We start from the raw sequence: 25148 nt of genomic DNA, 5'->3' as shown, positions 1-25148 counted from the left end.
CAACGCTTGCGCGCGGCACTGTCCCATGCAGTTGGATCGGATTATGCCAACTTATGCGGTGGCTCAGGCCTGAAGTTGTGCGTGCATTTCCTGCACCGACACCACACCCAGGTTGTCCAGGTACTTCATGCCCTCCACCGCGGCTTCAGCTCCGGCGATGGTGGTGTAGGTCGTAACGCGGGCCAGCAGGGCCGAGGTGCGGATCTGGCGGGAATCGGCGATCGCGTTGCGGCGCTCTTCCACAGTGTTGACCACCATGGAGATTTCCTCGTTCTTGATCATGTCCACAATGTGCGGGCGGCCTTCGGCCACCTTGTTCACCACACTGCAGGTCACACCGGCTGCGTTGATGGCCGCTGCCGTGCCCTTGGTCGCCACAATCTCAAAGCCCTGCGCGGCCAGCGTACGTGCCACTTCCACGGCGCGGGGTTTGTCGGTCTGCTTGACCGAGATAAATGCCTTGCCGCCGCGCGGCAGCTTGGCACCGGCACCCAGCTGCGACTTCACAAAGGCTTCGCCGAAGGTCTTGCCCACGCCCATGACTTCACCGGTGGACTTCATCTCGGGACCGAGAATGGTGTCCACACCGGGGAACTTCACAAACGGGAACACGGCTTCCTTCACACTGAAGTACGGCGGTGTGACTTCCTTGCCAATACCCTGGCTAGCCAGGGTCTGGCCGGCCATGCAGCGCGCAGCCACCTTGGCCAGCTGAATGCCCGTGGCCTTGGAGACAAAAGGCACGGTGCGGCTAGCGCGGGGGTTCACTTCCAGCACGTAAATCACGTCCTTGCCGTCCACGTTCTGGATGGCGAACTGCACGTTCATCAGGCCCACCACATTCAAGGCGCCGGCCATCGCCTTGGTCTGGCGTTTGATCTCGGCCACGGTGTCCGTGCTCAGGCTGTAGGGTGGCAAGGAGCAGGCAGAGTCGCCGCTGTGCACGCCGGCTTGCTCGATGTGCTCCATCACGCCACCGATGAAGGTGTCGCCGGAGCCATCGCGGATGCAGTCCACATCGCACTCGATCGCGTCGTTCAAAAAGCGGTCCAGCAGCACGGGCGAGTCGTTGCTCACCTTCACCGCTTCGCGCATGTAGCGCTCCAGGTCGCGCTGCTCGTGCACGATTTCCATGGCGCGGCCGCCCAGCACATAGCTTGGGCGCACCACCAGGGGGTAGCCCAGGGCGGCGGCTTTTTCCAGCGCTTCGGGTTCGGTACGGGCCGTGGCGTTGGGCGGCTGGCGCAGCTTGAGTTCGTGCAACAGCTTCTGGAAGCGCTCACGGTCTTCGGCGGCGTCGATCATGTCGGGCGTGGTGCCGATGATGGGCACACCGTTGGCTTCCAGGTCCAGCGCCAGCTTCAAAGGCGTTTGGCCGCCGTACTGCACGATCACGCCGACCGGCTTTTCCTTGTCCACGATTTCCAGCACGTCTTCCAGCGTCAGCGGCTCAAAGTACAGGCGGTCGGAGGTGTCGTAGTCGGTGGACACCGTTTCGGGGTTGCAGTTGACCATGATGGTCTCGTAGCCGTCTTCGCGCATGGCGAGCGCGGCGTGCACGCAGCAGTAGTCAAACTCGATACCCTGGCCGATGCGGTTGGGGCCACCGCCCAGCACCATGATCTTCTTCTTGTCCGTGGGCGCGGCTTCGCACTCGGAGCCTTCGGCCTCGTAGGTGGAATACATGTAGGCCGTGTTGGTGGCAAATTCGGCGGCACAGGTGTCCACGCGCTTGTAGACAGGGCGCACACCCAGGGCGCGGCGCTTTTCGCGCACGGCCTTGTCGGTGGTCTTGAACTGGCGCGCCAAACGACGGTCCGAGAAGCCTTTTTGCTTCAGGGCACGCAGGGTGGGCGCGTCGATGTTATCCAGGGCGCTGCCCACGGCAGGCTGGGGCAGGCGCTCGATTTCGAGCTCCAACTTCACGATCTGTTCGATCTGCACCAGGAACCAGGGGTCGATCTTGGTCAGCGCAAACACTTCGTCCACGCTCATGCCCTGGGCGAACGCGTCGCCCACGTACCAAATGCGCTCGGGGCCGGGTTCGCCCAGCTCTTTTTCCAGCACTTCGCGGTCCTGGGTTTTCTCGTTCATGCCATCCACGCCCACTTCCAGACCGCGCAAGGCTTTCTGGAAGGATTCCTGGAAGGTGCGACCCATGGCCATGACCTCGCCCACGCTCTTCATCTGCGTGGTCAGGCGGCTGTCGGCAGTGGGGAATTTCTCGAACGCAAAGCGTGGGATCTTGGTGACCACGTAGTCGATGCTGGGTTCGAACGATGCGGGAGTCGCACCGCCGGTGATGTCATTGCGCAGCTCGTCCAGCGTGAAGCCCACCGCCAGCTTGGCCGCCACCTTGGCAATCGGGAAACCCGTGGCCTTCGAGGCCAGCGCCGAGGAACGGGACACGCGGGGGTTCATTTCGATGACCACCATGCGGCCGTCCACCGGGTTGATGGAGAACTGCACGTTGGAGCCACCGGTGTCCACGCCAATTTCGCGCAGCACGGCCAGCGATGCGTTGCGCAAGATCTGGTATTCCTTGTCGGTCAGCGTTTGCGCTGGCGCCACGGTGATGGAGTCACCCGTGTGCACACCCATGGGGTCCAAATTCTCGATGGAGCAAACGATGATGCAGTTGTCCGCCTTGTCGCGCACCACTTCCATCTCATACTCTTTCCAGCCCAAGAGCGACTCTTCGATCAGCAGCTCGTTGGTGGGCGAGGCTTCCAGGCCGCGCTTGCAGATAGTCTCGAATTCTTCCGAGTTGTAGGCGATGCCACCACCCGTGCCACCCAGCGTAAAGCTGGGGCGTATGACCGTGGGGAAGCCCAGCGTCTTTTGCACGGTCCAGGCTTCTTCCATGCTGTGGGCAATGCCGGAGCGTGCGGAACCCAGACCGATCTTGGTCATGGCGTCCTTGAACTTCAGGCGGTCTTCCGCCTTGTCGATGGCTTCGGGCGTGGCGCCGATCAGCTCCACCTTGTACTTGTCCAGCACGCCGTGGTGCCACAGGTCCAGTGCACAGTTCAGCGCGGTCTGGCCGCCCATGGTGGGCAAAATGGCGTCGGGCTTTTCCTTGGCGATGATCTTCTCGACCGTCTGCCAGGTGATGGGCTCGATGTAGGTGACGTCGGCGGTGGCCGGGTCGGTCATGATCGTCGCAGGGTTGCTGTTGATCAGGATGACCTTGTAGCCCTCTTCACGCAATGCCTTGCACGCTTGCACGCCGGAGTAATCGAATTCACAAGCTTGGCCAATGATGATGGGGCCGGCGCCGATGATGAGAATGCTTTTGATGTCGGTACGTTTTGGCATGGTGAGACTCGTAGCTTTTAGGCTCTTTACGTTTTAATTAATTCAGGCTCGCGGTGGCCAGCTTGGCGCCGAACCACACAAACAGGCCGCCCACGGCACTGGAGAGGCTGGCGCTCAGGCGCTTGCGGCGGCTGAAGCCTTGGGCCAGGCGGGCGCCCGCAAAAATCAGGGCAGACAAATACAGCGCGCTGAACACCATGATGATGGCGCTCAGGATCAGGAAGGGCACGGCCGGCGTGTCGTAGCTCGGATCGATGAACTGCACGAAGAAGGACAGCAAGAACAGAATCGCCTTCGGATTCAACAGGCTGATGACCAAGGCACGCTTGAACGGCTGCTGCAGGTTGGCGGTGGCTTGCGCCACGGCGGTGTCTGCGGACATATCCATCGGGCTGTTGCTGCGCCACTTCTTCACGGCGGCAATCAGCAGGTTCACGCCCACCCAGGTCAGGTAGGCCGCGCCCGCGTACTTCACGACCATGAACAAGGCTGGGTAAGTACGCAGCAGGCTGGCAGCGCCCAGCGCGGTGAGCAACAGCAAAATCGTGTCACCCACAAACACGCCCATAGCCCCCCGGTAGCCGGCCTTGACGCCGCGCACGGTGGCCACCGACAGAACAAACAGCGAGTTGGGGCCGGGCAGCAAGATGATGCCCAACGCGCCTATCACGTAGGTCCAGAGGTCGGTGACACCGTAAAAGCTCATGCGCGTTTTTCCATTTCGGTGATGAAGCGGTCGAACAGGTAGCCGATGTCGTGCGGGCCGGGCGATGCTTCGGGGTGGCCCTGGAAGCAGAAGGCCGGCTTGTCGGTGCGCTCCAGCCCTTGCAGCGTGTTGTCAAACAGACTGATGTGCGTGGGGCGTAGGTTGGCAGGCAACGATTTTTCGTCCACCGCAAAACCGTGGTTCTGGCTGGTGATGGAGACGCGGCCGCTGTCCAGGTCTTTAACCGGGTGGTTGGCGCCGTGGTGGCCAAACTTCATCTTGAAGGTCTTGGCACCGCTGGCCAGCGCCATGATCTGGTGGCCCAGGCAGATACCAAAGGTGGGCGTGCCGGTTTCGATAAGTTCCTTGGCGGCGGTGATCGCGTAGTCGCAAGGCTCGGGATCTCCAGGGCCGTTGGATAGGAAGATGCCGTTGGGTTGGAGTTTGAGTACCTCCGCAGCGGATGTCTGCGCGGGCACTACGGTGACCTTGCAACCGCGCTCGGCCAGCATGCGCAGGATGTTTTTCTTCACGCCGAAGTCATACGCCACGACGTGGAACTTGGGCGCGGTTTGTTGGCCGTAGCCTTTGCCCAGTGTCCACTCGGCTTCGGTCCAGCCATAGCTCTCGGTGCTAGAGACGACCTTGGCCAGATCCAGACCGGCCATGCTGGGCGCGCCCTTGGCAGCAGCCACAGCTTTTTCAATCGCTTCCTTGGTCACGGACTCACCAGCCGCCAGTGCCAGGATGCAGCCGTTCTGTGCGCCCTGGGTGCGCAGCTGGCGGGTCAGCTGGCGGGTGTCGATGTTGGCAATCGCCACGGTGCCCTCAGCGACTAGGTACTCGGTCAGCGTCTGGGTTTTGCGGAAATTGCTGGCCACCAATGGCAGGTCTTTGATGATGAGACCGGCGGCAAACACCTTGTGGGACTCGACGTCCTCAGGGTTGATGCCGTAGTTGCCGATGTGGGGGTAGGTCAGGGTAACGATCTGCTGGCAATAGCTGGGATCGGTGAGGATCTCCTGGTAGCCGGTCATGGAGGTGTTGAACACGACTTCACCGACGGTGGAGCCGACGGCTCCAATGGAATTGCCAATGTAGACCGTGCCGTCTGCGAGCGCCAGGATGGCGGGTGGGGTGGTTCCCTTGAGAGACAAAAGCACTGGTTTCTCCGAATGGGTTACGGGTACGCCCAAACGCGCTCAAGAATGGCTCTTGGCGAGTGCTGCTGTGAGGGGATGTTCAGAGGTGCGCTTGGGACGGCTGTTTTCTGGATAGCCTCTCATTATAGCCGAGGCCTCAGCGAAATTCAGTTTCAGGCAAGCGTCAAACTGCTCGCATGCAAGCAAATCGCTGCCGCCGCGGCCACGTTGAGCGACTCTTCGCCCCCGGGTTGACCAATGCGAGCAAACACACTGGCGCGAGCCATCAATTCGTTTGAGACGCCCTGCCCTTCATGGCCCATGGCCCAGGCGCAGGGGTGGGGCAAAGCCAGTTTTTGCACAAGATCACCCTGGTGGGAGCTGGTAACAACCAACGGAACAGCCAGGGCATCCAGATCAAACAGCTCCAGTCCTTCGACCAACTGCAGACCAAAGTGCGCGCCCATACCAGCGCGCAGCACCTTGGGACTCCACAGCGCGGCTGTCCCCTTGAGCGCCAGCACCTGGCGAAAACCAAAGGCGCCAGCACTACGCAGGATGGAGCCGACGTTGCCAGCATCCTGCACACGGTCCAGGATGACGGTGGCGACGTTGGGCTGCAATGCGATGTCTAACGGCAAGTCCAGCACAAAACCCACCTTGGCGGGCGACTCCAGGCCACTCAGTTCGCGGAACAAGGCGTCAGGAATTACTATGGTTTTTGTAGCTGCTCGCGCATATTCCACGGGGGCTAGTGGCCAAAATGACTCCGAAACCACGAACACGGCAGGCTGCATGCCGCGGTGCAAGGCAGCGCTGCATAGGTGGTCGCCCTCCACCCAAAAGCGCCCGGCCTTGCGGTAGGCAGTGTTGTCGGTGCTGAGCTTGCGCAGCTCTTTGAGCAGCGTGTTATCACGGGAGGTGACGACGACAGGCTCGCTCATGGAAACGCCTGCAGCACCTGGGTCACGGGGGCAAAGGTTTTGCGGTGCTCGGGGCAGGCACCGTGGGCCTTGAGGGCCGCAAGGTGCTCGGCCGTGCCATAGCCCTTATGGCCGGCAAAGCCGTACTGAGGGTACTGCTGGTCCAGCGTAGCGCACCAGCGGTCACGCGTGACCTTGGCCAAGATAGATGCCGCGGAAATGGACTGCACCGTGGCGTCTCCGCGCACAATGGCTTCGGCCAGCACGTCCAGCACAGGCAGGCGGTTGCCGTCCACCAGCACCTTGGCGGGCCTGAGGCGCAAGCCCGCCACCGCACGGCGCATGGCCAGCAAGGTGGCCTGCAGGATATTGATTTCGTCGATTTCTTCCACGCTGGCCTGCGCAATCGAGCAGCACAGCGCCTTCGCGCGGATTTCGTCGAACAGCTTTTCGCGCCGCAGCGCGGTGAGCTTCTTGGAATCGTTCAGACCGGCAATCGGATTCAGGTCATCCAGAATCACCGCGGCAGCGACCACGGGCCCGGCCAACGGGCCACGGCCGGCTTCGTCCACGCCAGCGATCAGCCCGGGCAGGTCCCAGGCAAAGGCGACCTGTTGGGCTGGCTCAGGCTTGGAGGACTTTTTGGATGGCATCGGCAGCAAGGGTGGCGGTATCGCGCTGCAGCGTGGTGTGCAGTGCGGTGAAGGAGGTGTGCAAAGCCGCTATTTTCGCAGGATCAGAGGTGCGCGCATCCAACCACGCGATCACTTCACATGCCAGCGCCTCAGGGGTAGCCGCGTCCTGCAGCAGCTCAGGCACCACAAAACGCTCGCACAGAATGTTGGGCAACCCCACCCAGGGCTGCAGGCGCTTGCGTCGCATGATCTGCCAGGACAGCCAGGCCATGTGGTAGCCGATCACCATGGGGCGCTTGAAGAGCGCGGCCTCGAGCGTGGCGGTGCCGCTGGCAATCAGCGTCACATCGCAAGCGGCCAACGCGGTGTGAGACTGCCCGCTGAGCAACTGCAGACGGCCTTGCATGCCACTCTTTCGCGCCAGTGCTTCAATCTCCGGCAGCAGGCCGGGCACGCAAGGCACTATGAATTTAGTAGCAGATCGCGCAGTTTGAATGCGGGCTGCAGCCCGAAAGAAGCGCAAAGCCAGGTGGCGAATCTCGGACTGACGACTGCCCGGCAGAATGGCGACCACCGTGTCATCGTCCGCCAGGCCGAGCGCACGCCGGGCTGCAGCCTTGTCAGGCTCCATGGGAATGACATTGGCCAGCGGATGTCCCACATAGGTGGCTGCAATGCCATGCGCCGCCAGCAGTTCGGGCTCGAACGGGAAGATGCACAGCACGTGGTCGGTACTGCGGCGGATTTTCTCCACACGCTCCGGCCGCCAGGCCCAGATGGAGGGGCAGACAAAGTGCATGGTCTTGACGCCCTGCCCTTTGAGCCGCGCTTCCAGATCGAGGTTGAAGTCGGGCGCATCGACGCCAATGAACACATCGGGCTTGTGCGTCAGCAAACGGTCACCCAACTGCCGGCGAATGCCCACGATCTCACGGTAGCGCTTGAGCAGTTCCCAGCTGAAACCGTGCACCGCCAGCTTGTGGTGCGGCCACCAAGCCATGAAGCCCTGCTTGGCCATCTGCGGGCCACCTATGCCCTGCGCCACCGCAGCGGGCCAGCGCTTGCGCACACCGCCCAGCAGCAGACCAGCAAGCAGATCGCCCGAGGCCTCCCCCGCCACCATGGTCACCGTGGGGGCGCCCACGGGGGCGTGAGACGGATTCATGATGATTCGGAGATTCGGAATGCTTAGCGAACGATGCCGCGCTGGGGAGACACGTCGCCCAAAAAGCCATTCATCATGGCCACATCGGGCGCCGTGTCGGGGTGCGCGGCTTCCAGCTCGGCAATCCGTTGCTTGGCCTGCTCTAGCGTCAGGTCGTCGCGGTACAGGGCCTTGTGCATGGCTTTTACACCCGAAATGCGCTCCGGCGAAAACCCGCGGCGACGCAGGCCTTCGAAGTTCATGGACCGGGCCGCGGCCGGCTGTCCCTGGCACATCACGAACGGGGGCACATCGGCAAACAGCAGCGAGCACATGGCCGTCATGCTGTGGGCACCCAGGCGCACAAACTGGTGCACCACGGTGAAGCCGCCCAGAATCACCCAGTCGTCCACATGCACATGGCCGGCCAGCTGCGAGTTATTGGCAAAAATCACGTTATTGCCCACTAGGCAGTCATGCGCAAGGTGCACATAGGCCATGATCCAGTTGTCATTGCCCAGCACCGTCTTGCCGACGTCGCCCGGAGAGCCGATGTTGAAGGTGCAGAACTCGCGGATGGTATTGCGGTCACCAATGATCAGTTCGCAGGGCTCCCCCGCGTACTTCTTGTCCTGCGGAATCGCACCCAGCGAGTTGAACTGGAAGATGCGGTTGTCTTGGCCAATCGTGGTGTGGCCTTCGATCACGCAGTGCGGCCCCACCGTCGTGCCGGCGCCAATGCGCACATGCGGACCGATCACAGTGTAGGGCCCGACGGTCACCGAGCTGTCGAGCTCGGCTTTGGGGTCAATGATGGCCGTGGCGTGGATAGCAGACACGCGCACCCCTTAGGCAATCGCGCGCATCGCGCAAGTCAGCTCGGCTTCGCAGGCCAGCTCATCACCCACGGTGGCGCTGGTCTTGAACTTGAAAATACCGGCCTTCATGCGCAACAACTCCACGTTGAGAATCAGTTGGTCGCCCGGCTCCACAGGGCGCTTGAAACGCGCGCCGTCGATGCCGGCAAAGTAGTACACCATCTGGTCGTTGGGCGAAGTGTCCAGCGTATCAAAGGCCAGCAAGGCCGCGGCCTGCGCCAGCGCTTCCAGCATCAGAACACCTGGCATCACGGGACGATGGGGAAAGTGGCCTTCAAAAAAAGGCTCGTTGATGGTGACGTTCTTCAGGGCCTTGATGGTCTTGCCCTTGTCCAGCTCCAGCACCCGATCCACCAAAAGGAAAGGGTAACGGTGCGGCAATTGCTTGAGGATTTTGTGGATGTCCATCATTTGGGTAACTCTTTTTCCAAGGTTTTGATACGGTCGCGCAAACTGTGCAACTGCTTCAGCGTTGCGGCATTGCGCTCCCACGAGGCGTTCTCGTCAATCGGGAACATGCCGGTGTAATGGCCGGGCTTCAAAATCGATTTGCTAACCACCGTGGCGGCCGAGATATGCACGTTCGCGCCCAGGGTCAAATGACCCAGAACAATCGCGCCCCCCCCAATGGTGCAGTTGGGCCCGATGGTGGCAGAACCGGCCACCCCCACACAGCCCGCCATGGCGGTGTTGCGCCCGACGCGCACGTTGTGGCCAATCTGGATCAGGTTGTCCAGCTTCACACCGTCTTCAATGACCGTGTCCTGCAGGGCGCCACGGTCGATACAGGTATTGGCGCCAATTTCCACGTCATCGCCAATGTGTACTGCACCGAGCTGTTCAATCTTTTCCCAGCGTTCGCCATCCTGCGCAAAACCAAAGCCATCAGCACCAATCACAACGCCTGCATGCAAGATACAACGCGCCCCGACGACACAGTCTTCTCCCAAGGTCACACGTGACTTGAGCACCGAATGAGCGCCCACACGTGCGCCAGCCTCCACCACACACAAAGGGCCAATGCTGGCCGTCGCATCAATGGCGGCCGAAGGATCGACCACTGCACTGGGGTGAACCCACGACCCGTGTGAGGGCATCACCGTCTTTGCTCGCGCCAGATCACGCTGCCGTTTCCATAGCTGCGTTACCTTCGCAAAATACAGATACGGTTGTTCGGTGACGATGCAGGCGCCGCGTGCAACAGCAGCATCGCGCATGGCAACGCCTACGATCACGCAGGCAGCTCCGGAGTCCGCCAACTGTTGTTGGTATTTGGGATTGCTGAGAAAACTGAGGTCGCTCGGGGTGGCGGTCTCCAGCGGAGCCAAGCCCGCAATAGACATAGCCGCATCACCATGCAGCTCTCCACCCAACGCGTTCACGATGGAAGCGAGGTCCATCTGTTCTCCCCTCGCCTGCTGGTCCAAGACTTACTTGGCAGGTGTGTTAAGAATCTTGAGAACCTTTTCGGTGATGTCGTGGCGCCCATTGCTGTACACCACTTCCTGGATCACCAAATCGTACTTCTCAGCATCGGCCACTTGCTTGACCGCTTTGTTGGCTTTGTCGAGCACCTGCTGCAACTCTTCGTTGCGACGGCCATTCAGGTCTTCCTGGAATTCACGTTGTTTGCGTTGAAAGTCGCGGCTTTGCTCCGCAAATTCTTTTTGCCGCGTCACACGCTGGGTTTCTGCCAATGTGGGAGCATCCCGCTCGAACTTTTCACTCATGGTTTTGAGTGCTTGCTGCTGATCGGCGAGCTCTTTCTGGCGCTTGGCGAACTCTTGCTCGAGCTTGGTCTGCGCCGCCTTCGCAGGAGCAGATTCTGTAGTAATTCGCTGGGTATTGATGTAGCCGATTTTGGACTCTTGTGCATGGGCACCCACAGTCGCCATCGCCAGCACAAATGCCACACCCCACATTGCTTTAACGTGTTTCATTAGAAAGTAGTTCCGATCTGGAATTGAAGACCTTGGAGTTTATCGCCTTCGAACTTGGTAATGGGTCTCGCGAACGCCAAGCGCAAGGGACCTACAGGAGAAATCCAGCTGATACCCACGCCATAGGACGAGCGCATGTCTGCAAGTTGAATGGATTCGTCGGAGCCATAAATGCCCCCCGCGTCCACAAACCCATAGACACGCAGCGTTCGGTCATTACCTCCACCAGGTAGCGGTGCCAACAACTCGCCGTTAAAGGTTATTTTCTTGGTGCCGCCAGTGGCAGTCAAACCACCTGCACGCTGGGCGGCGGTCGTCAAACTACCCTGTTCAAATCCACGAACAGATCCCAAACCACCTGAATAGTAATTCTTAAAAACCGGGTAAGAGAGCCCATTGGTACCAGCGCCCATGGAGATATCTGAGCTAAACGCGGCAGTTACTTTACGTGAAATCGGAAAGTATTGCTGATACTGGGCTGTGCCACGTGCGTAACGCAAATCACCGCCAACACTCCATTCACCGGAAGCTCTAATAACTTTACCATTACTTGGCACCAACGCACTATCACGCGTATCTCGCGACCATCCGATGCTTAAAGGCAATGACGTGCTGCTATACCCAAACTCGTTCGCGAAATCTTGGTATACCGTGGGCAACAATGTTCCTGGGATGATTCGGGTGCGATCCGCGCCGACTCCTAAGTACACGGTATCGGAGTCTGTGAAAGGAATGCCGAAACGAACGGCAGCGCCAGTTGTCTCAATCGCATAAGTATCTACGTCATCATAGGGCCGGGAAGTACGCTGATACACGTCAATGGCACGCGAAACACCGTCCTCTGTAAAGTACGGATTCGTTGTACTAAGTACAACTGTGCGATTGGTTTTACTGGTATTGACTTCGATGCCCAGAGAATTCCCAGAACCAAACGCATTCTCTTGCTTGAATGCAAACGAAAGGCCTAAGCCATCCGCACTGGAAAGCCCCGCACCTAAGCTGATACTCCCGGTCGGTTTTTCTGCCACGGTTACTGTCAAATCCACTTGGTCCGGCGAACCAGAAACCTCTTGCGTTTCAATACCGACGTTGGTGAAGTACCCCAAACGGTCTACGCGGTTGCGTGATTGGCGAATTTTTTCACCGTCGTACCAAGCGGCTTCCAATTGCCGAAACTCGCGCCGAATCACTTCATCGCGTGTCCGGTCATTGCCCGCCAAGTTGATGCGCCGCACATACACACGGCGCGAAGGGTCCGCTACCAAGGTCACGGCAACGCGGTTGCTGGTTCGGTCAATCGCAGTGCGCGCCTCCGCGCGGGCAAAGGCGAAACCAAAATTCCCGAAATAGTCTGTAAAGGCCTTGGTAGTTTGCGCAACCTCCGTCGCGTTGTACGCCTCGCCTGCCTTGATGGTGATCAGGGACTGGAACTCCTCTTCCTTACCCAGGAAGTTACCTTCCAGCTTGATGCCTGACACCACAAATCGGTCACCCTCAGTGATGTTGATAGTGACTTCAATGTCTTGTTTGTTGGGAGAAATGGCGACCTGGGTGGAGTCCACCTTGAACTCCAGATAGCCACGTGCCAGGTAGTAAGAGCGCAGTGTCTCAATGTCTGCATTCAACTTGGGGCGCGAATACCGGTTCGACTTGGTATACCAACTCAACCAGCTCCCTGTATCGGAGTCGAACAAGCCGCGCAGGGTACTTTCTGAAAACGCCGTATTGCCCACAATCTTGATCGCACTGATTTTGGCGGTATCACCCTCCGTTACCGAGAAGCTCACGTTCACACGGTTGCGCTCAATCGGGGTAACCGTCGTCACCACTTCGGCGGCATACATGCTTTTGTTGATGTACTGGCGCTTGAGCTCTTGCTCGGCGCGGTCCACCAAGGCTTTGTCGAAAGGACGACCGTCGGTCAAACCAATTTCACGCAGCGCTTTCTTCAGCACATCTTTGTCGAATTCCTTGGCACCCACAAAGTCGACATCAGCAATGGTTGGGCGCTCCTCCACAATGACCACCAACACGCCATTGGCAGCTTCAATGCGCACATCCTTGAAAAGCCCTAGCCCGAACAGCGCGCGAATGGAAGCCGCGGCCTTGTCGTCTGTGTAGGTATCTCCCACACGCACCGGCAACGACGCAAAAATGGTTCCCGCTTCTACACGCTGCAGGCCTTCGACCCGGATATCGCGAACAGAAAATGGCTCCAAAGCCAACGCAGCTTGGGCCACCAGGCCGACGGCCACAGAACACACCACAGCACGCATAGAAGATCGGTCGAAATGCATAGTTACCAATTCAAAAACTCGGGATATCCGCTCGCCGGATTCGTTGGGCCGGGCACTAGCCCAGCAAATGTGTCAGGTCGTTGAAAACCGCGACGGACATCATCATCAGCAAAATGACCAGCCCCACGCGCTGCAGTTGCACCATCCAGGCGTCCGAAACAGCCTTGCCGGTCAGCAACTCCCAAAGATAATACATCAGGTGCCCACCATCGAGCACCGGCAGCGGCAACAGGTTGAGCACGCCCAAGCTGATACTAATCAAGGCCAAAAACACCAGGAACTGCGACCACCCCAACGCGGCCGATTTGCCCGCGTAATCCGCAATGGTTAGTGGGCCGCTCAAATTTTTAAGGGAAACCTCGCCAATCACCATCTTGCCCATCATGCGCAGCGTCAAAGCGGAAACTTCCCAAGTGCGCTGCAGCGCACGGGTAACCCCCTCGACCAACCCGTAGCGCACAAGCACAGTAACGGGCATCGCACCGATCATGGCGTTCACGCGCCCCACCGCGACAGCACCACTCTGCTCGCGCGTTGGCGTGACGGGTAGGACCAATTGCTGCGCCGCACGCAGCACAGTCCAGCGCTGTACCTTTATTTGCGGAGACTCGGCGCTTGAACGGATGATTTCACGCAAATACGCGCCATCACCGATCACCACGCCGTCGACTTGTAGAACGACATCCCCCGGCTGTAGTCCCGCAGCCGCGGCAGCACCGCCAGCCTTAACATCGCCCACTACCGCCGCAGACCAGGGGCCTAGCCATCCTATTTTTCGGAACAATTCAGAATCCGCCATGCGGACATCCAGCGTTTCCAGATTCAACCGCGCTTGGGTGACCAACGCTGTACCAGATGGCTGGTACTCCATCAAAAGGCCTTCGTGTCCCAGCGCATTGCGGGTCAGCTGCCAACGAAAGTCCTCAAATGACTGTACAGGTTTCAAGCTAGCCCCATTGGTGCCGACACGCAACACCCGCTCGCCCCCTTCCAAACCCAGACCCGCAGCCAGCGATCCTGCCACCGGTTTGGACAGTTTGGCTTCGAACTCCTGCATGCCCGTCCAATGCACCACCGAGTACAACAGCACCGCCAATACCAAATTGGCGAGCGGCCCGGCAGCAACGACCGCCGCACGCACTTTCAACGGCTGGGTATTGAACGCCAAGTGGCGATCTCTGGGATCCACAGCGCCTTCACGTTCATCGAGCATCTTGACGTAGCCACCCAGTGGCAACGCACAGACAACAAATTCGGTACCCGAACGGACAGACGTCCAACCCCAAACTCTGGGACCAAAGCCCACAGAAAACCGCAATACCTTGACACCGGAAGCCGCCGCCATGGCGTAGTGGCCCCACTCATGGACAGCCACCAAGATTGCGATCGCAACAATGAACGAGGCAACGGTCAGCATGGTGACGCGTCCAGCATCAGCGCGCCAACTGGCGGCTTACCTGCTCTGCAGACCGCCGCGACAGTGCATCCAGCGCAATCAGATCATCCACTGACCCTGGCGGTGTTGGCTGAACCTGGGCTAAGGTTTCCGTGTTCACACGATGGATCTGGTCAAAGCGAATCTCCCGATTCAAAAATGCTGCTACCGCCACCTCATTGGCGGCATTCAATACCGCGGTGGTGCCGGGCGCCGCATTCAAGGTGTCCCACGCCAGCTGCAGGCCCGGGAAGCGGGTGCGATGTTCGTTCGAATCCATAGCCTCGAACGTCAACGCGGATATGGTAGCAAAATCAAGCGCAGTTGCCCCGGACTCCACCCGCTCGGGCCAGGACAACCCGTAGGCAATGGGTCCCCGCATATCCGGCGTACCCAGCTGGGCCACCACCGAGTTGTCGACGAACTGCACCATGGAATGGATCACGCTTTGGGGATGAATGACTACCTGAATCTGCTCAGGGGACACGCCAAACAGATAGCGGGCCTCAATCACCTCCAGCGCCTTGTTCATCATCGTCGCCGAATCCACAGATATCTTGCGCCCCATGACCCAATTGGGGTGGGCACAGGCCTGCTCGGGCGTCACGTCTACCAGAGAGGACGGCAAGCGTGTGCGAAAAGGCCCGCCTGACGCCGTCAAAATGATTTTGTCCACGCACGAGGCCCAGCGCGCCGAGTCTTCAGGAAGCGATTGAAAAATTGCGGAATGCTCGCTGTCAATCGGCAACAAGGTTGCGCCACCTGCATGCACCGCATCCAGAAACAACTGCCCGCCCACAACCAATGCCTCCTTGTTGGCCAGCAACAGGCGCTTGCCGGCCCGCGCGGCGGCGATGCAGGGGCCAAGGCCTGCGGCACCCACAATCGCAGCCATCACCGTGTCAGCCTCAGGGTGGGCAGCAACTTCTTCCAATGCCGAAGGGCCCCACAAGGCTACCGTGCTGCTACCAGCAGCCTTCAGCCTCGCTTGCAATTCGCGGCCATGTAACTCACTAGCCATCACCGCAAAAACCGGCGCATGCCGCAGGCATTGCGCCAGCAGCAAATCCACACGGGTCGAAGCCGTCAGCGCAAACGCCTGAAACGAATGGGGGTGGCGCGCCATTACATCCAGCGTGTTGACCCCAATCGACCCCGTGGAGCCCAACACCACGACCTGGCGCTTGGCTTGCGTTGTGTCCTGTCTCATAGGGTATGCAACATCATGGCGAGGGGAATCACGGGCAATAAGGCGTCCAGGCGATCTAGCACACCACCGTGGCCTGGCAACAAATGGCTGCTGTCTTTTGCCCCAGCACTGCGTTTGATCAGCGACTCCACTAAATCCCCCACCACACTCCAGGCGGCCAGAAACACAACCGCCAGCACAGCCACGACGGGGCTGACATCAGACATCTGTCGGTAAATACTGGAGGTTGTCGACCCCAGAGACCGTTCAACCCATTGCCAAGCAAAGGCACACGTCAGGACGCCCACAACACCCCCGGCAACCCCTTCCCAGGTTTTTCCTGGACTGATGGAGGGCGCCAGCTTTCTCTGGAAAACTCGCCCACCCAGCAAACGTCCCGAAAAATACGCAAACACGTCTGCCACCCAGACCAACACCAACACCGAGAACAAAAAATTGTTCCCCAGGCTGCGCGCCTGTGCAACGGCCAGCCACGCCGCGCACAGCGCCAATACGCCCAGACTCCAGCGCACGAACTGAGGAATGGTGCGCCAAGCCCCCGCGCCCCGAAAAAGCAACCAACTACCACCTAAAACCCATGCTGCACCAACAGCCAACCAAAGTTCCCGTAGTGGCAGACTCACCCAACCAGCCCAAAAGAAAAACCCGCACAAGGCGACACATAACAGCCCGGTGCCCCAAGCCTCAAAGTTACCGTACTGGTTCAAACGAGCCCACTCCCAGCCACCCGCAGCGATCAACAACAGGGCAACGGCCTGAAAGGCAAAAGGGTTGGGATAAAAGACCGCTGGCAGCAATATGGCCAACAACAGGATGGCGGTGATCACTCTCTGTTTCAACATGGATAGTCCTTGTTCACTTGGCTTGCGGGACATCCGCTACGACTTGGGCTGAGGTTTTCCCAAACCGGCGTTCCCGCGCCTGGTACTCCGCCAAAGCGGCGTCCAAAGCAGCCTCGTCAAAGTCAGGCCAAAACAGGGGGCTGAAATACAACTCGGTATAAGCACATTGCCACAAGAGGAAGTTGCTGATGCGGAATTCTCCACCCGTGCGAATCAGTAGATCAGGATCTGCCATCGGCGCCAGAGTCAATGCCGCTGACAACGATGCCTCATCAATGGCAGTTCCTGATTGGGCTAGTTGACGTGCTGCCTGAACAATATCCCAGCGTCCTCCATAGTTGAAGCACACATTCAATGCGAGCCGGGTATTGGAGCTGGTTTCAGCTTCTGCATCAGAAAAGCCCTGCTGCACACGCCCAGACAAACCTGTGCGATCCCCCACAAAACGCAACCGCACACCATCGCGTTTAAGTTGGGATACTTCCTTGGCCAGCGCACCGGCCAAGATATCCATCAAGCCAGAGACCTCTTCCGCGGGACGATTCCAGTTTTCAGACGAAAACGCAAAGACCGTCAACGCGTCAATCTGCCGGTGTGCACATGCCCGCACGATTTTTTTGAGAGTCTCCACCCCCTGCTTATGACCCGCAATGCGCGGCAGGAAACGCTTGGAAGCCCAACGCCCATTTCCGTCCATGACAATGGCCACATGCCGTGGCCCTGCAACGTGAGTTGCCATAGTGGTTGGCGTCAAACCGCCATGATGTCTTGCTCTTTGGAGGCTACCAACCGATCGATTTCAATGATGTGCTTGTCCGTGACCTTTTGAACATCCGCCTCACATCGTTTTTGGTCGTCTTCGGAAGCCAGTTTGTCTTTCACCAGCTTCTTGACAGCTTCATTGGCATCACGGCGAAGGTTACGCACAGCCACCTTCGAGGCCTCGCCTTCGGTGCGAACCACCTTGGTGAGTTCACGGCGACGCTCTTCGGTCATGGCGGGCATGGGAACGCGAATCAGATCGCCCATGCTGGTGGGATTGAGCCCCAAATCGCTGTCGCGAATCGCTTTTTCAATCTTGGCACCCATGCCTTTTTCCCAGGGCTGCACGCTGATCGTGCGGGAATCCAACAGTGAAAGATTCGCTACCTGGCTGATGGGCAGCATGGAGCCGTAATAGTCCACCTGCACCGTATCCAACAAAGCCGGATTAGCCCGGCCTGTACGAATTTTGGTGAGGTTGTTTTTGAGCGCCCCGATGGATTGGTCCATCTTGCTCTCAAGGTTCTTTTTGATGTCTTCAATTGACATGATTGCTTCCTCAGATCAACTCAACCAGACAGCCCGTCTAACGGGCTTATACGTGAACCAGCGTACCCTCATCTTCGCCGAGCACTACGCGCTTCAGAGCACCGTGTTTGAAGATGGAAAACACCTTGATGGGCAGCTTCTGGTCGCGGCACAGCGCAAAGGCTGCCGCATCCATAATGCCGAGATTTTGCGTCATGGCGGCATCGAACGTGATGCTGGCATAGCGGGTGGCGGACGCATCTTTTTTCGGGTCTGCCGAGTAGACACCGTCTACCTTGGTCGCCTTCAACACTATCTCTGCGCCGATTTCTGCACCACGCAAGGCAGCAGCCGTGTCGGTAGTGAAGAATGGGTTGCCAGTACCAGCAGCGAAAATCACCACCTTACCCTCTTCGAGGTACTGCAAGGCCTTGGGGCGCACGTAGGGCTCCACCACTTGTTCAATACCGATGGCAGACATCACCCGCGCCGTCAGTCCTGCCTTGTTCATGGTGTCACCCAACGCTAAGGCGTTCATGACCGTGGCCAACATGCCCATGTAGTCAGCGGTAGCCCGGTCCATACCAACCGAGCCTCCCGCCACACCGCGAAAAATGTTGCCCCCACCGATCACCACCGCAACCTCCACTCCCAGTCGGGTCACCTCAGCAATCTCATCCACCATGCGAACAATGGTGTCACGGTTGATGCCAAACTGATCGTCTCCCATCAAAGCCTCGCCCGACAGCTTTAGCAATATGCGCTTGTAGGCGGGCTTTTCTTGGCTCATGGAGATCTCCGATAGGGGAAGGGAAGGTTTAGGGGCAGGGTTTAAGCAGCTTGCTTGGCAGCAGCGACTTGAGCAGCCACTTCTGCGGCGAAGTCGTCAACCTTTTTCTCAATGCCTTCGCCCACCACGTACAGAGTGAAACCCTTGACGGTGGTGTTCACCGACTTCAGCATTTGCTCAACGGTCTGCTTGTCGTTCTTGACGAAAGGCTGGTTGAACAACGAGACTTCCTTGAGGAACTTCTGCACGCCGCCTTCGATGCGCTTGGCCACGATTTCAGCGGACTGCACGGGCTTGCCAGCAGCAGTTGCCACGGCCGCGTCTTCAGCCGCCTTGGCAGCAGCCACAGAGCGCTCGCGCTCTACCAGCTCGGCAGGCACTTGGTCAGACGAAAGGGACACAGGCTTCATGGCGGCCACATGCATAGCAACGTCCTTGGCAGCGACTTCTTCGCCGTCAAACTCCACCACCACACCAATACGGGTGCCGTGCAGGTAGGAGGCCAGCTTGGTCGAACCATCGAAATGCTTGAAACGGCGGAACGTCATGTTCTCGCCGATCTTGCCGATCAGGCCCTTGCGAACGTCTTCCAGCGTGGGACCGAAACCGTCTTGCTCGTACGCCAACGCGCTCAGAGCGGCGACATCGGCGGGGTTGTGCTTGGCAACCAGCGACGCAGCGGCATTGGCCAATGCCAAGAAGCTGTCGTTCTTGGTCACAAAGTCGGTTTCGCAATTGACTTCAATCAGTGCACCGGCAGCGCCTTCAATGCTGGTGGCGACTACGCCTTCGGCGGTCACGCGGGCAGCGGCTTTGCCAGCCTTGCTACCCAGCTTGACGCGCAACAACTCTTCCGCTTTGGCCATGTCGCCTTCGGCTTCGGTCAATGCCTTTTTGCATTCCATCATGGGGGCATCGGTCTTGCCGCGCAGTTCTGCCACCATGCTTGCTGTAATTGCTGCCATTTGGGATTCTCCGTAATTCAGTAGTTTAAATAAGAGCTAAAAAAAAGGGGCAACAAAGCCCCCTTTTTAGGGTGAAAAGCTGCTTAAGCAGACGCTTCACTCACTTCAACGAACTCGTCGTCGCCTTCAGCGGCAACGGCCTTTACAACGTCGTCCACGGCGTTGGCACGGCCTTCCAGAATCGCATCGGCGATGCCACGGGCGTACAGAGTGACAGCCTTGGAGGAGTCATCGTTACCGGGGATCACGTAGTCGATACCTTCTGGGGAATGGTTGGAGTCCACCACTCCGATCAGAGGGATGCCCAGCTTCTTGGCTTCAGCGATGGCAATCTTGTGGTAACCCACGTCGATCACGAAAATCGCGTCGGGCAAGGTGTTCATGTCCTGAATGCCGCCAATGTCTTTTTCCAGCTTTTCCAGCTCACGGGCAAACATCAGCTGCTCTTTCTTGCTCATGCTGTCCAGACCCGCTTCTTGCTGAACCTTCATGTCTTTCAAGCGCTTGATGGACGTCTTGACCGTCTTGAAGTTGGTCAGCATGCCGCCCAACCAGCGTTGATCCACAAAAGGAACGCCGGCGCGCTGGGCTTCAGCGGACACGATTTCACGGGCTTGGCGCTTGGTGCCCACCATCAGGATGGTGCCGCGCTTGGCGGACAGCTGGCGGACAAACTTGGCCGCGTCCTGGAACATCGGCAAGGACTTTTCCAGGTTGATGATGTGGATTTTGTTGCGGTGGCCGAAGATGAACGGGGCCATCTTGGGGTTCCAGAAGCGGGTTTGGTGTCCAAAGTGAACGCCGGCTTCCAGCATTTCGCGCATAGTAACTGCCATATTTAACTCCAAAGGTTAGGTCTTAAATCCGGTCCGCTCATCGCTGCGAAGCCCTGCTTCAACAACAACACCTTGGCTGGACCGGTTTGCGATTGCTTGCCTAATAGCGGAACGCTCTCAGCAAAGCCCATCGAGTATACCACGCGCACTTTTCTTGCCCGAGCTGGGGCCTCGCCAGACACGTAACAAACGCCAACACGACATCTGCGTGTGAAAAACCAGCCCCAGCTTGTGAAAAAATACGGTTTTGGGTGGCTGGGATTGCGCTACCAGGTTACAGAAGGAAACAATGAAAATTGCAGTAGTAGGCGCCGGAGTAGTTGGCATTGTTACGGCGTACGAGTTGGCGCTGGATGGGCATTCCGTAACGGTCCTGGAAAAAGCGGCCGCGGCGTGCGAAGGCGCCAGCTTTGCCAACAATGGTGTGGTTGCCCCTAGCTTCACCCAGCCGTTCTCTACCCCTGAGTGGCATGGCAATGGCTTCGCGCGCCTGGTTCGTAGCGCACGGCGCCTGACACGCACACCCTGGAAATCTGGCCAGCAGCTTAAATGGCTGCGGCGCTGGACCAAGCTCCATTCCCCCCAAAACCATGCGGAGGTGCAGCGCGCTGGCCAGCAGCTGGCCGCCTACAGCGCAGAGCGCTTGACCTACATCACCGGCGCCTGCCAGCTGGAACTGGAATGCAGCGAAGGGCAACTGCTGTTGCTGCGCACGGCCACCGCACCCGAAGAGCTGCAGCCAGTGTTAGATGCGCTCAAAGCACAAGACATCACCTGCAAACTGCTGAGCGCCGATGAGGCCCGGCAGCATGAGCCCGCCCTGCACGCCGCGGCACCTTTTCAGGGCGCGCTGTGGTTCCCCGGCAACCAAGTTACCAATTGCCGGCAGTTTGCGCTGCTGCTGCGCCAGGAAGCGCAACGGCTTGGGGTGCAATTCCGGTTCAACACCGCGGTGGAGCAGTTGCATGCCAACGCCAAGCCCAGTCTTGACCTGACCAGCGACGGCGGGCGCGAGACCCAAAGCTTCGACCACATCGTTTTTTGCACCGGCGGTTTGCCAGACGTGTTGCCCACCGCATGGCGGCAAAGGGTGCCATTGATGGCGCTGCATGGCTATGTCTTGAGTGTCACCGTGCGGGAACCGCTCAACGCCCCCCGCAGTGCCGTACAAGACCTTCAGAGTGGCATCAGCATCAACCGCTTAGGCCAGCGCATCCGTGTGAGTGGTGGGGCCGAACTGGGCGATGACACCGGTACCAAAGACGATGCCACCGTGAACCAGTTGTACCGCGCCCTGGAGCAGTACTACCCCGGCGCAGCCAACTACCCCTCCGGCACCCAAGTCTGGCGGGGCACACGCTACCTGGTGGCCGACGGCATGCCGCTGATTGGGCCGAGTGGCTTGGCCGGGGTCTCGCTGAACCTGGGGCATGGCGCCAATGGCTGGACGCTGGCCTGTGGCTCTGCCCGGCTGCTCGCCGATCTGGTCGGCGCCAAGGACACTGCTTTTCCCACAGCGCATTTGCTTCCCACGCGGTTTGCAGCGTAAAAAAGTGTTGTCCTTGGGCAAAATGTGCTGACACAATCCGCAGTAAGGGAGATGTTCAGCCCATGAGTCCAGAGCTTTCGCAAAAATTAGCCGCTGCCGTGGATGGCATGCCTGCGTTTCCCAAAAGCGTGCAGCGCATTTTGGAATTGACCCGGGACGTCAACAGCACCCCCAAGGACCTTGTCGATGTCATCGACAAAGACCCGGTGGTGACCGTCAAGATTCTCAAAGTCGTTAATTCGGCGTACTACAGCTTGCCCAAGCAAGTCACGTCTATTGGCCACGCGGTGGTGTACTTGGGCTTCAACACCATCAAAAACCTGGCTTTGAGCATTGCAGCTATCGGCATGCTGCCCAAGGACAACGCCGCCGGCTTTGATGTGAACCAGTACCTGCTGCATTCGCTGGCAACCGCCGGGATTGCCAAGCAGCTCGCTCTCAAAGTGGACGATGCGGACCCCATGGATTGCTTCATTGCGGGTTTGCTGCACGACTTTGGCAAAGTGGTATTTGCCCAGTTCATGCCCACAGAATTCAAGGCGGCCCTGCAGATCAGCCAGGAGACCCAAAGCTCTCTGCACGCCGCCCTGCAAACTACCATCGGCGCGGACCATGCAGTCGTGGGCGCCATGCTGGTGGAAAAATGGCGCTTTGCGCCCCATTTGATTGACACGATTCGGCACCAGCGCGTGGACGACCTCAAAGACACGGACATGATTGCCTGCGTGTTTGCCGCCAACCAGATTAGCAAAAAACTGCAGTTTGGTTTTGCGGGCAACTATGGCATTGAAGAACTTCCGCCCGCCATCCAGAAACGGCTGGGCGGAACCCTGGACCAGGTGATTGCCTCGATGGGGGACCTGAACACCCTGTTCGCAGAAGCCCAAGTGTTCGCCAAACTATGAAGGAGACGGCATGAAGGTGAAGTTCTGGGGGGTACGCGGGTCCATTGCTTCGCCGGGCCCCAAAACGGTTCGCTATGGTGGCAACACCACTTGCATCGAGATCCGCACGGACAACAACGAGTTGATCATCCTGGATGCCGGCACCGGCATTTTCCCGCTGTCACAGACGCTGCTGGCAGAAATGCCCGTGACCGCCAATGTGCTGATCACCCATTCGCATTGGGACCACATCCAGGGTCTGCCCTTTTTTATCCCCAACTTCATCCCCGGCAACACCCTGCGCCTGCATGGCTGCTTCGACCCCGTATCGGGCAAAGGCATTGAACAAGTCATGGCGGTGCAACTGCAGTACAGCTACTTTCCGGTGCGCGAAGCTGAGATGAAAGCCCGCATCGAGTACGTCACGCTGATGCCGGACCAGCCCATCCAGATCGGATCAGCCACGGTGACGCCCTGCTTGTTGAACCACCCGGTGATTGACTTTGGCTACCGCATTGAATGCAACGGCAAGTCGGTTTTTTTCACGGGCGACCATGAACCACCGTACAACATCTATGACCCGAGTGATGAGGCCTATGCCGAGTACCAAGTGTTTGTGGATGAAAAGGAGCGCTCCATCCAGGACGCCATTCGCGGCGTGGACGTCTACATTGCTGACAGCTCTTACACCGATGCCGAATATCCCGCAAAAAAGGGCTGGGGCCACGGCACCTTCAGCAGCAGCATCGCCAGCGCACATGGTGCCGGCGCCAAGCTGCTGTTTTGCACCCACCACGAACCCACGCGCAGCGATGACGCACTGGAAGCCGCGTTTGCCGAGGCGCTGAGCACCAACGCCACACTCACGCAGGGCATGGACATTCGCCTGGCCCGAGAAGGCGATGTCTACGAATTCTGAGTGGGTGCTGGGCCCGCGTGGCCCGGTTGCGCTACACGCTTACCCGCTGTGCAGAACACAGCAGACCCGGGCCCTGGAAACCCGGGCGGCCAGCGCCCTCCCCGCTCACACGCTAATGCAGTGCGCCGGCCTGGCGCTTGCACGCCTCGCCCTGGCCCATGCGCCCCACGCACACGTCTTTTGGTCGGCCTGCGGACGTGGCAACAACGGCGGCGACGGCCTGGAGGCCGCGATGCACCTGCAGCGTTGGGGCAAGACCGCCATCGTCACGCTACTGGACAGCACGTCCGCCTTGCCGGCAGATGCCGCGCGCTCCTTGCAGCGCGCCCAGGAAGCCGGCGTTACTTTTCTGGATGCACCGCCGGCAGAATGGGATGTCTGCATTGACGCCCTGCTGGGTATCGGCTTGCGCCAAGCGCCCAAGGGCGTCACGCTGGAATACATCCATGCCATTCGCGCAGGTTCAGGCTTCGTGGTAGCGGCCGACGTGCCCAGTGGCCTGCAGGCGGACACCGGGCAGGCCCCAGGCGAATGCGTGCGGGCTGATGTAACCCTGTCCTTCCTCACATTGAAGCCGGGCTTGCTCACCGCGTGGGGACGTGACCTGTGTGGAGACCTGTGGCTCAACACCCTGAGCGTAGAGCCACCCGCGTCGCCCGACGCTTGGATCAACGCCCCACAGACACCTGCGGAACGCGCTCACGCATCCCACAAAGGCTCCTTTGGCGATGTAGGCGTGCTGGGCGGTGCCACTGGCATGGCGGGCGCCGCGCTCTTGGCCGCCAGTGCCGCCTTGCATGGGGGAGCCGGTCGGGTGTACTTGGGGCTGCTGGACACCACCCAGGCAGGTGGGGCACTGGCGAGTCAGCCAGAACTGATGGTGAAGCCCTTGGCCCAGTGGGATCTGGCCACCATGGCCGTGGTAGCCGGCTGCGGGGGTGGTGTAGACATTGCCGCGCACTTGCCGCAACTGATTCACGACGCCAAACACTTGGTGCTAGACGCCGATGCACTGAACGCACTGGCAGCACAACCCGCATGGGCAACTCTGGTGGCCAATCGCAGGCCGGAGAGCACCACCCTCACGCCGCATCCGCTGGAAGCCGCACGCTTGCTAGGCTGCACCACGGCCGCCGTGCAGGCCGACCGCCTGGCAAGCGCAAAAGCCCTGGCAACCCAGTTCGGCTGCACGGTGATTCTTAAGGGGTCAGGCAGCGTGATCGCCGCCCCGGGGCAGACGCCCCGCATCAACCCAACAGGCAATGCACGCCTAGCCACGGCAGGCACAGGGGACGTACTGGCAGGCTTGGTAGGCAGCCTCATGGCGCAGGGCTATTCAAGCTGGGAAGCCGCATGCCTAGGCGCATACCGCCACGGTCAGGTAGGGGATGCCTGGCAGGAGCCCTATGCGTTGACAGCAGCCAGCTTGGCTAAAAAACTATAAA

Annotated in this window: 23 protein-coding genes; 4 read left to right on the top strand and 19 right to left on the bottom strand. The window is 59.3% G+C overall.

All coding sequences use genetic code 11. The features are described from left to right. Nucleotides 1–63: 63 nt before the first annotated feature. The 19 genes from carB to rpsB all read right to left on the bottom strand — a co-directional run bounded on the left by carB (nt 64) and on the right by rpsB (nt 20351). Nucleotides 64–3318: a carbamoyl-phosphate synthase large subunit gene (gene carB / locus AC097R_RS10025; RefSeq protein WP_479597932.1), complete on the bottom strand. Its 3255-nt coding sequence runs from the start codon at nt 3316–3318 to the stop codon at nt 64–66. A 37-nt stretch (nt 3319–3355) separates the two neighbouring features. Further along, nucleotides 3356–4024, bottom strand: a complete 669-nt coding sequence (gene leuE / locus AC097R_RS10020; RefSeq protein WP_479597931.1) for a leucine efflux protein LeuE — start codon at nt 4022–4024, stop codon at nt 3356–3358. Next, nucleotides 4021–5187 carry a glutamine-hydrolyzing carbamoyl-phosphate synthase small subunit gene (carA, locus tag AC097R_RS10015; RefSeq protein WP_479597930.1) on the bottom strand — a complete coding sequence of 389 codons (1167 nt, stop codon included), beginning with the start codon at nt 5185–5187 and terminating at the stop codon, nt 4021–4023. Before carA ends, leuE begins: the two co-directional genes overlap by 4 nt. A gap of 152 nt (nt 5188–5339) precedes the next feature. Beyond that, a complete protein-coding gene (locus AC097R_RS10010; RefSeq protein WP_479597929.1) occupies nt 5340–6110 on the bottom strand; it encodes a TrmH family RNA methyltransferase in 771 nt (256 codons plus the stop codon). Next, a complete protein-coding gene (rnhB, locus tag AC097R_RS10005) occupies nt 6107–6742 on the bottom strand; it encodes a ribonuclease HII (protein ID WP_479597928.1) in 636 nt (211 codons plus the stop codon). Before rnhB ends, AC097R_RS10010 begins: the two co-directional genes overlap by 4 nt. Then, nucleotides 6714–7889 carry a lipid-A-disaccharide synthase gene (lpxB, locus tag AC097R_RS10000; protein WP_479597927.1) on the bottom strand — a complete coding sequence of 392 codons (1176 nt, stop codon included), beginning with the start codon at nt 7887–7889 and terminating at the stop codon, nt 6714–6716. Before lpxB ends, rnhB begins: the two co-directional genes overlap by 29 nt. A gap of 23 nt (nt 7890–7912) precedes the next feature. Beyond that, the gene (lpxA, locus tag AC097R_RS09995; RefSeq protein ID WP_479597926.1) at nt 7913–8707 is read right to left on the bottom strand and encodes an acyl-ACP--UDP-N-acetylglucosamine O-acyltransferase; all 795 of its coding nucleotides are present in this window, start codon (nt 8705–8707) and stop codon (nt 7913–7915) included. A gap of 9 nt (nt 8708–8716) precedes the next feature. After that, a complete protein-coding gene (gene fabZ / locus AC097R_RS09990; RefSeq protein WP_479597925.1) occupies nt 8717–9157 on the bottom strand; it encodes a 3-hydroxyacyl-ACP dehydratase FabZ in 441 nt (146 codons plus the stop codon). Next, nucleotides 9154–10146: a UDP-3-O-(3-hydroxymyristoyl)glucosamine N-acyltransferase gene (gene lpxD / locus AC097R_RS09985; protein ID WP_479597924.1), complete on the bottom strand. Its 993-nt coding sequence runs from the start codon at nt 10144–10146 to the stop codon at nt 9154–9156. Before lpxD ends, fabZ begins: the two co-directional genes overlap by 4 nt. A 30-nt stretch (nt 10147–10176) precedes the next feature. Continuing rightward, complete coding sequence (locus AC097R_RS09980; RefSeq protein WP_479598118.1) at nt 10177–10668, bottom strand: OmpH/Skp family outer membrane protein; 492 nt, start codon at nt 10666–10668, stop codon at nt 10177–10179. Between the two features lie 17 nt (nt 10669–10685). Continuing rightward, entirely contained in the window at nt 10686–12983 is a 2298-nt protein-coding gene (bamA, locus tag AC097R_RS09975) for an outer membrane protein assembly factor BamA (RefSeq protein ID WP_479597923.1), read from the bottom strand. Nucleotides 12984–13038: 55 nt separating this feature from the next. Next, nucleotides 13039–14400 (bottom strand): RIP metalloprotease RseP, encoded by a 1362-nt coding sequence (gene rseP / locus AC097R_RS09970; RefSeq protein ID WP_479597922.1) that lies wholly within the window; start codon nt 14398–14400, stop codon nt 13039–13041. 16 nt (nt 14401–14416) lie between these two features. Then, entirely contained in the window at nt 14417–15628 is a 1212-nt protein-coding gene (locus AC097R_RS09965; RefSeq protein ID WP_479597921.1) for a 1-deoxy-D-xylulose-5-phosphate reductoisomerase, read from the bottom strand. Then, nucleotides 15625–16470, bottom strand: coding sequence for a phosphatidate cytidylyltransferase (locus AC097R_RS09960; RefSeq protein ID WP_479597920.1), 846 nt, complete (start codon nt 16468–16470; stop codon nt 15625–15627). The genes AC097R_RS09965 and AC097R_RS09960 overlap by 4 nt, the downstream gene beginning before the upstream one ends. A 13-nt stretch (nt 16471–16483) precedes the next feature. Continuing rightward, entirely contained in the window at nt 16484–17209 is a 726-nt protein-coding gene (uppS, locus tag AC097R_RS09955) for a polyprenyl diphosphate synthase (protein ID WP_479597919.1), read from the bottom strand. A gap of 11 nt (nt 17210–17220) precedes the next feature. Beyond that, nucleotides 17221–17781, bottom strand: coding sequence for a ribosome recycling factor (gene frr / locus AC097R_RS09950; RefSeq protein ID WP_479597918.1), 561 nt, complete (start codon nt 17779–17781; stop codon nt 17221–17223). A 46-nt stretch (nt 17782–17827) separates the two neighbouring features. After that, nucleotides 17828–18550, bottom strand: coding sequence for a UMP kinase (gene pyrH / locus AC097R_RS09945; protein WP_477889069.1), 723 nt, complete (start codon nt 18548–18550; stop codon nt 17828–17830). A gap of 41 nt (nt 18551–18591) precedes the next feature. Continuing rightward, complete coding sequence (gene tsf, locus AC097R_RS09940; protein WP_310341906.1) at nt 18592–19515, bottom strand: translation elongation factor Ts; 924 nt, start codon at nt 19513–19515, stop codon at nt 18592–18594. 83 nt (nt 19516–19598) lie between these two features. Continuing rightward, nucleotides 19599–20351 (bottom strand): 30S ribosomal protein S2, encoded by a 753-nt coding sequence (rpsB, locus tag AC097R_RS09935; protein ID WP_310341903.1) that lies wholly within the window; start codon nt 20349–20351, stop codon nt 19599–19601. Between the two features lie 289 nt (nt 20352–20640). Here rpsB and AC097R_RS09930 point away from each other — a divergent pair, with 289 nt between their 5' ends. From AC097R_RS09930 to AC097R_RS09915, 4 genes are all read left to right on the top strand, one after another. Then, nucleotides 20641–21900 (top strand): FAD-dependent oxidoreductase, encoded by a 1260-nt coding sequence (locus AC097R_RS09930; protein WP_479597917.1) that lies wholly within the window; start codon nt 20641–20643, stop codon nt 21898–21900. A 62-nt stretch (nt 21901–21962) separates the two neighbouring features. Further along, on the top strand, nt 21963–22805 hold the full coding sequence (locus AC097R_RS09925; protein WP_479597916.1) for an HDOD domain-containing protein: 843 nt from the start codon (nt 21963–21965) through the stop codon (nt 22803–22805). Between the two features lie 10 nt (nt 22806–22815). Next, the gene (locus AC097R_RS09920) at nt 22816–23703 is read left to right on the top strand and encodes an MBL fold metallo-hydrolase (RefSeq protein WP_479597915.1); all 888 of its coding nucleotides are present in this window, start codon (nt 22816–22818) and stop codon (nt 23701–23703) included. After that, nucleotides 23687–25147, top strand: coding sequence for an NAD(P)H-hydrate dehydratase (locus AC097R_RS09915; RefSeq protein WP_479597914.1), 1461 nt, complete (start codon nt 23687–23689; stop codon nt 25145–25147). The genes AC097R_RS09920 and AC097R_RS09915 overlap by 17 nt, the downstream gene beginning before the upstream one ends. Nucleotide 25148 lies beyond the last annotated feature (1 nt).

The sequence above is a fragment of the Rhodoferax sp. ZS1R25 genome (assembly GCF_056521335.1).
Note: the sequence above shows the minus strand (reverse complement) of the source record. Positions and strands in the feature narration are given on the sequence as shown.

Excerpts from the sequence above, each read along its gene's own strand:
- carB (WP_479597932.1), bottom strand. The coding sequence starts at position 3,318 with ATGCCAAAACGTACCGACATCAAAAGCATTCTCATCATCGGCGCCGGC.
- leuE (WP_479597931.1), bottom strand. The coding sequence starts at position 4,024 with ATGAGCTTTTACGGTGTCACCGACCTCTGGACCTACGTGATAGGCGCG.
- AC097R_RS10010 (WP_479597929.1), bottom strand. The coding sequence starts at position 6,110 with ATGAGCGAGCCTGTCGTCGTCACCTCCCGTGATAACACGCTGCTCAAA.
- rnhB (WP_479597928.1), bottom strand. The coding sequence starts at position 6,742 with ATGCCATCCAAAAAGTCCTCCAAGCCTGAGCCAGCCCAACAGGTCGCC.
- lpxB (WP_479597927.1), bottom strand. The coding sequence starts at position 7,889 with ATGAATCCGTCTCACGCCCCCGTGGGCGCCCCCACGGTGACCATGGTG.
- fabZ (WP_479597925.1), bottom strand. The coding sequence starts at position 9,157 with ATGATGGACATCCACAAAATCCTCAAGCAATTGCCGCACCGTTACCCT.
- lpxD (WP_479597924.1), bottom strand. The coding sequence starts at position 10,146 with ATGGACCTCGCTTCCATCGTGAACGCGTTGGGTGGAGAGCTGCATGGT.
- AC097R_RS09980 (WP_479598118.1), bottom strand. The coding sequence starts at position 10,668 with ATGTGGGGTGTGGCATTTGTGCTGGCGATGGCGACTGTGGGTGCCCAT.
- bamA (WP_479597923.1), bottom strand. The coding sequence starts at position 12,983 with ATGCATTTCGACCGATCTTCTATGCGTGCTGTGGTGTGTTCTGTGGCC.
- rseP (WP_479597922.1), bottom strand. The coding sequence starts at position 14,400 with ATGCTGACCGTTGCCTCGTTCATTGTTGCGATCGCAATCTTGGTGGCT.
- AC097R_RS09965 (WP_479597921.1), bottom strand. The coding sequence starts at position 15,628 with ATGAGACAGGACACAACGCAAGCCAAGCGCCAGGTCGTGGTGTTGGGC.
- AC097R_RS09960 (WP_479597920.1), bottom strand. The coding sequence starts at position 16,470 with ATGTTGAAACAGAGAGTGATCACCGCCATCCTGTTGTTGGCCATATTG.
- uppS (WP_479597919.1), bottom strand. The coding sequence starts at position 17,209 with ATGGCAACTCACGTTGCAGGGCCACGGCATGTGGCCATTGTCATGGAC.
- frr (WP_479597918.1), bottom strand. The coding sequence starts at position 17,781 with ATGTCAATTGAAGACATCAAAAAGAACCTTGAGAGCAAGATGGACCAA.
- pyrH (WP_477889069.1), bottom strand. The coding sequence starts at position 18,550 with ATGAGCCAAGAAAAGCCCGCCTACAAGCGCATATTGCTAAAGCTGTCG.
- tsf (WP_310341906.1), bottom strand. The coding sequence starts at position 19,515 with ATGGCAGCAATTACAGCAAGCATGGTGGCAGAACTGCGCGGCAAGACC.
- rpsB (WP_310341903.1), bottom strand. The coding sequence starts at position 20,351 with ATGGCAGTTACTATGCGCGAAATGCTGGAAGCCGGCGTTCACTTTGGA.
- AC097R_RS09930 (WP_479597917.1), top strand. The coding sequence starts at position 20,641 with ATGAAAATTGCAGTAGTAGGCGCCGGAGTAGTTGGCATTGTTACGGCG.
- AC097R_RS09925 (WP_479597916.1), top strand. The coding sequence starts at position 21,963 with ATGAGTCCAGAGCTTTCGCAAAAATTAGCCGCTGCCGTGGATGGCATG.
- AC097R_RS09920 (WP_479597915.1), top strand. The coding sequence starts at position 22,816 with ATGAAGGTGAAGTTCTGGGGGGTACGCGGGTCCATTGCTTCGCCGGGC.
- AC097R_RS09915 (WP_479597914.1), top strand. The coding sequence starts at position 23,687 with ATGTCTACGAATTCTGAGTGGGTGCTGGGCCCGCGTGGCCCGGTTGCG.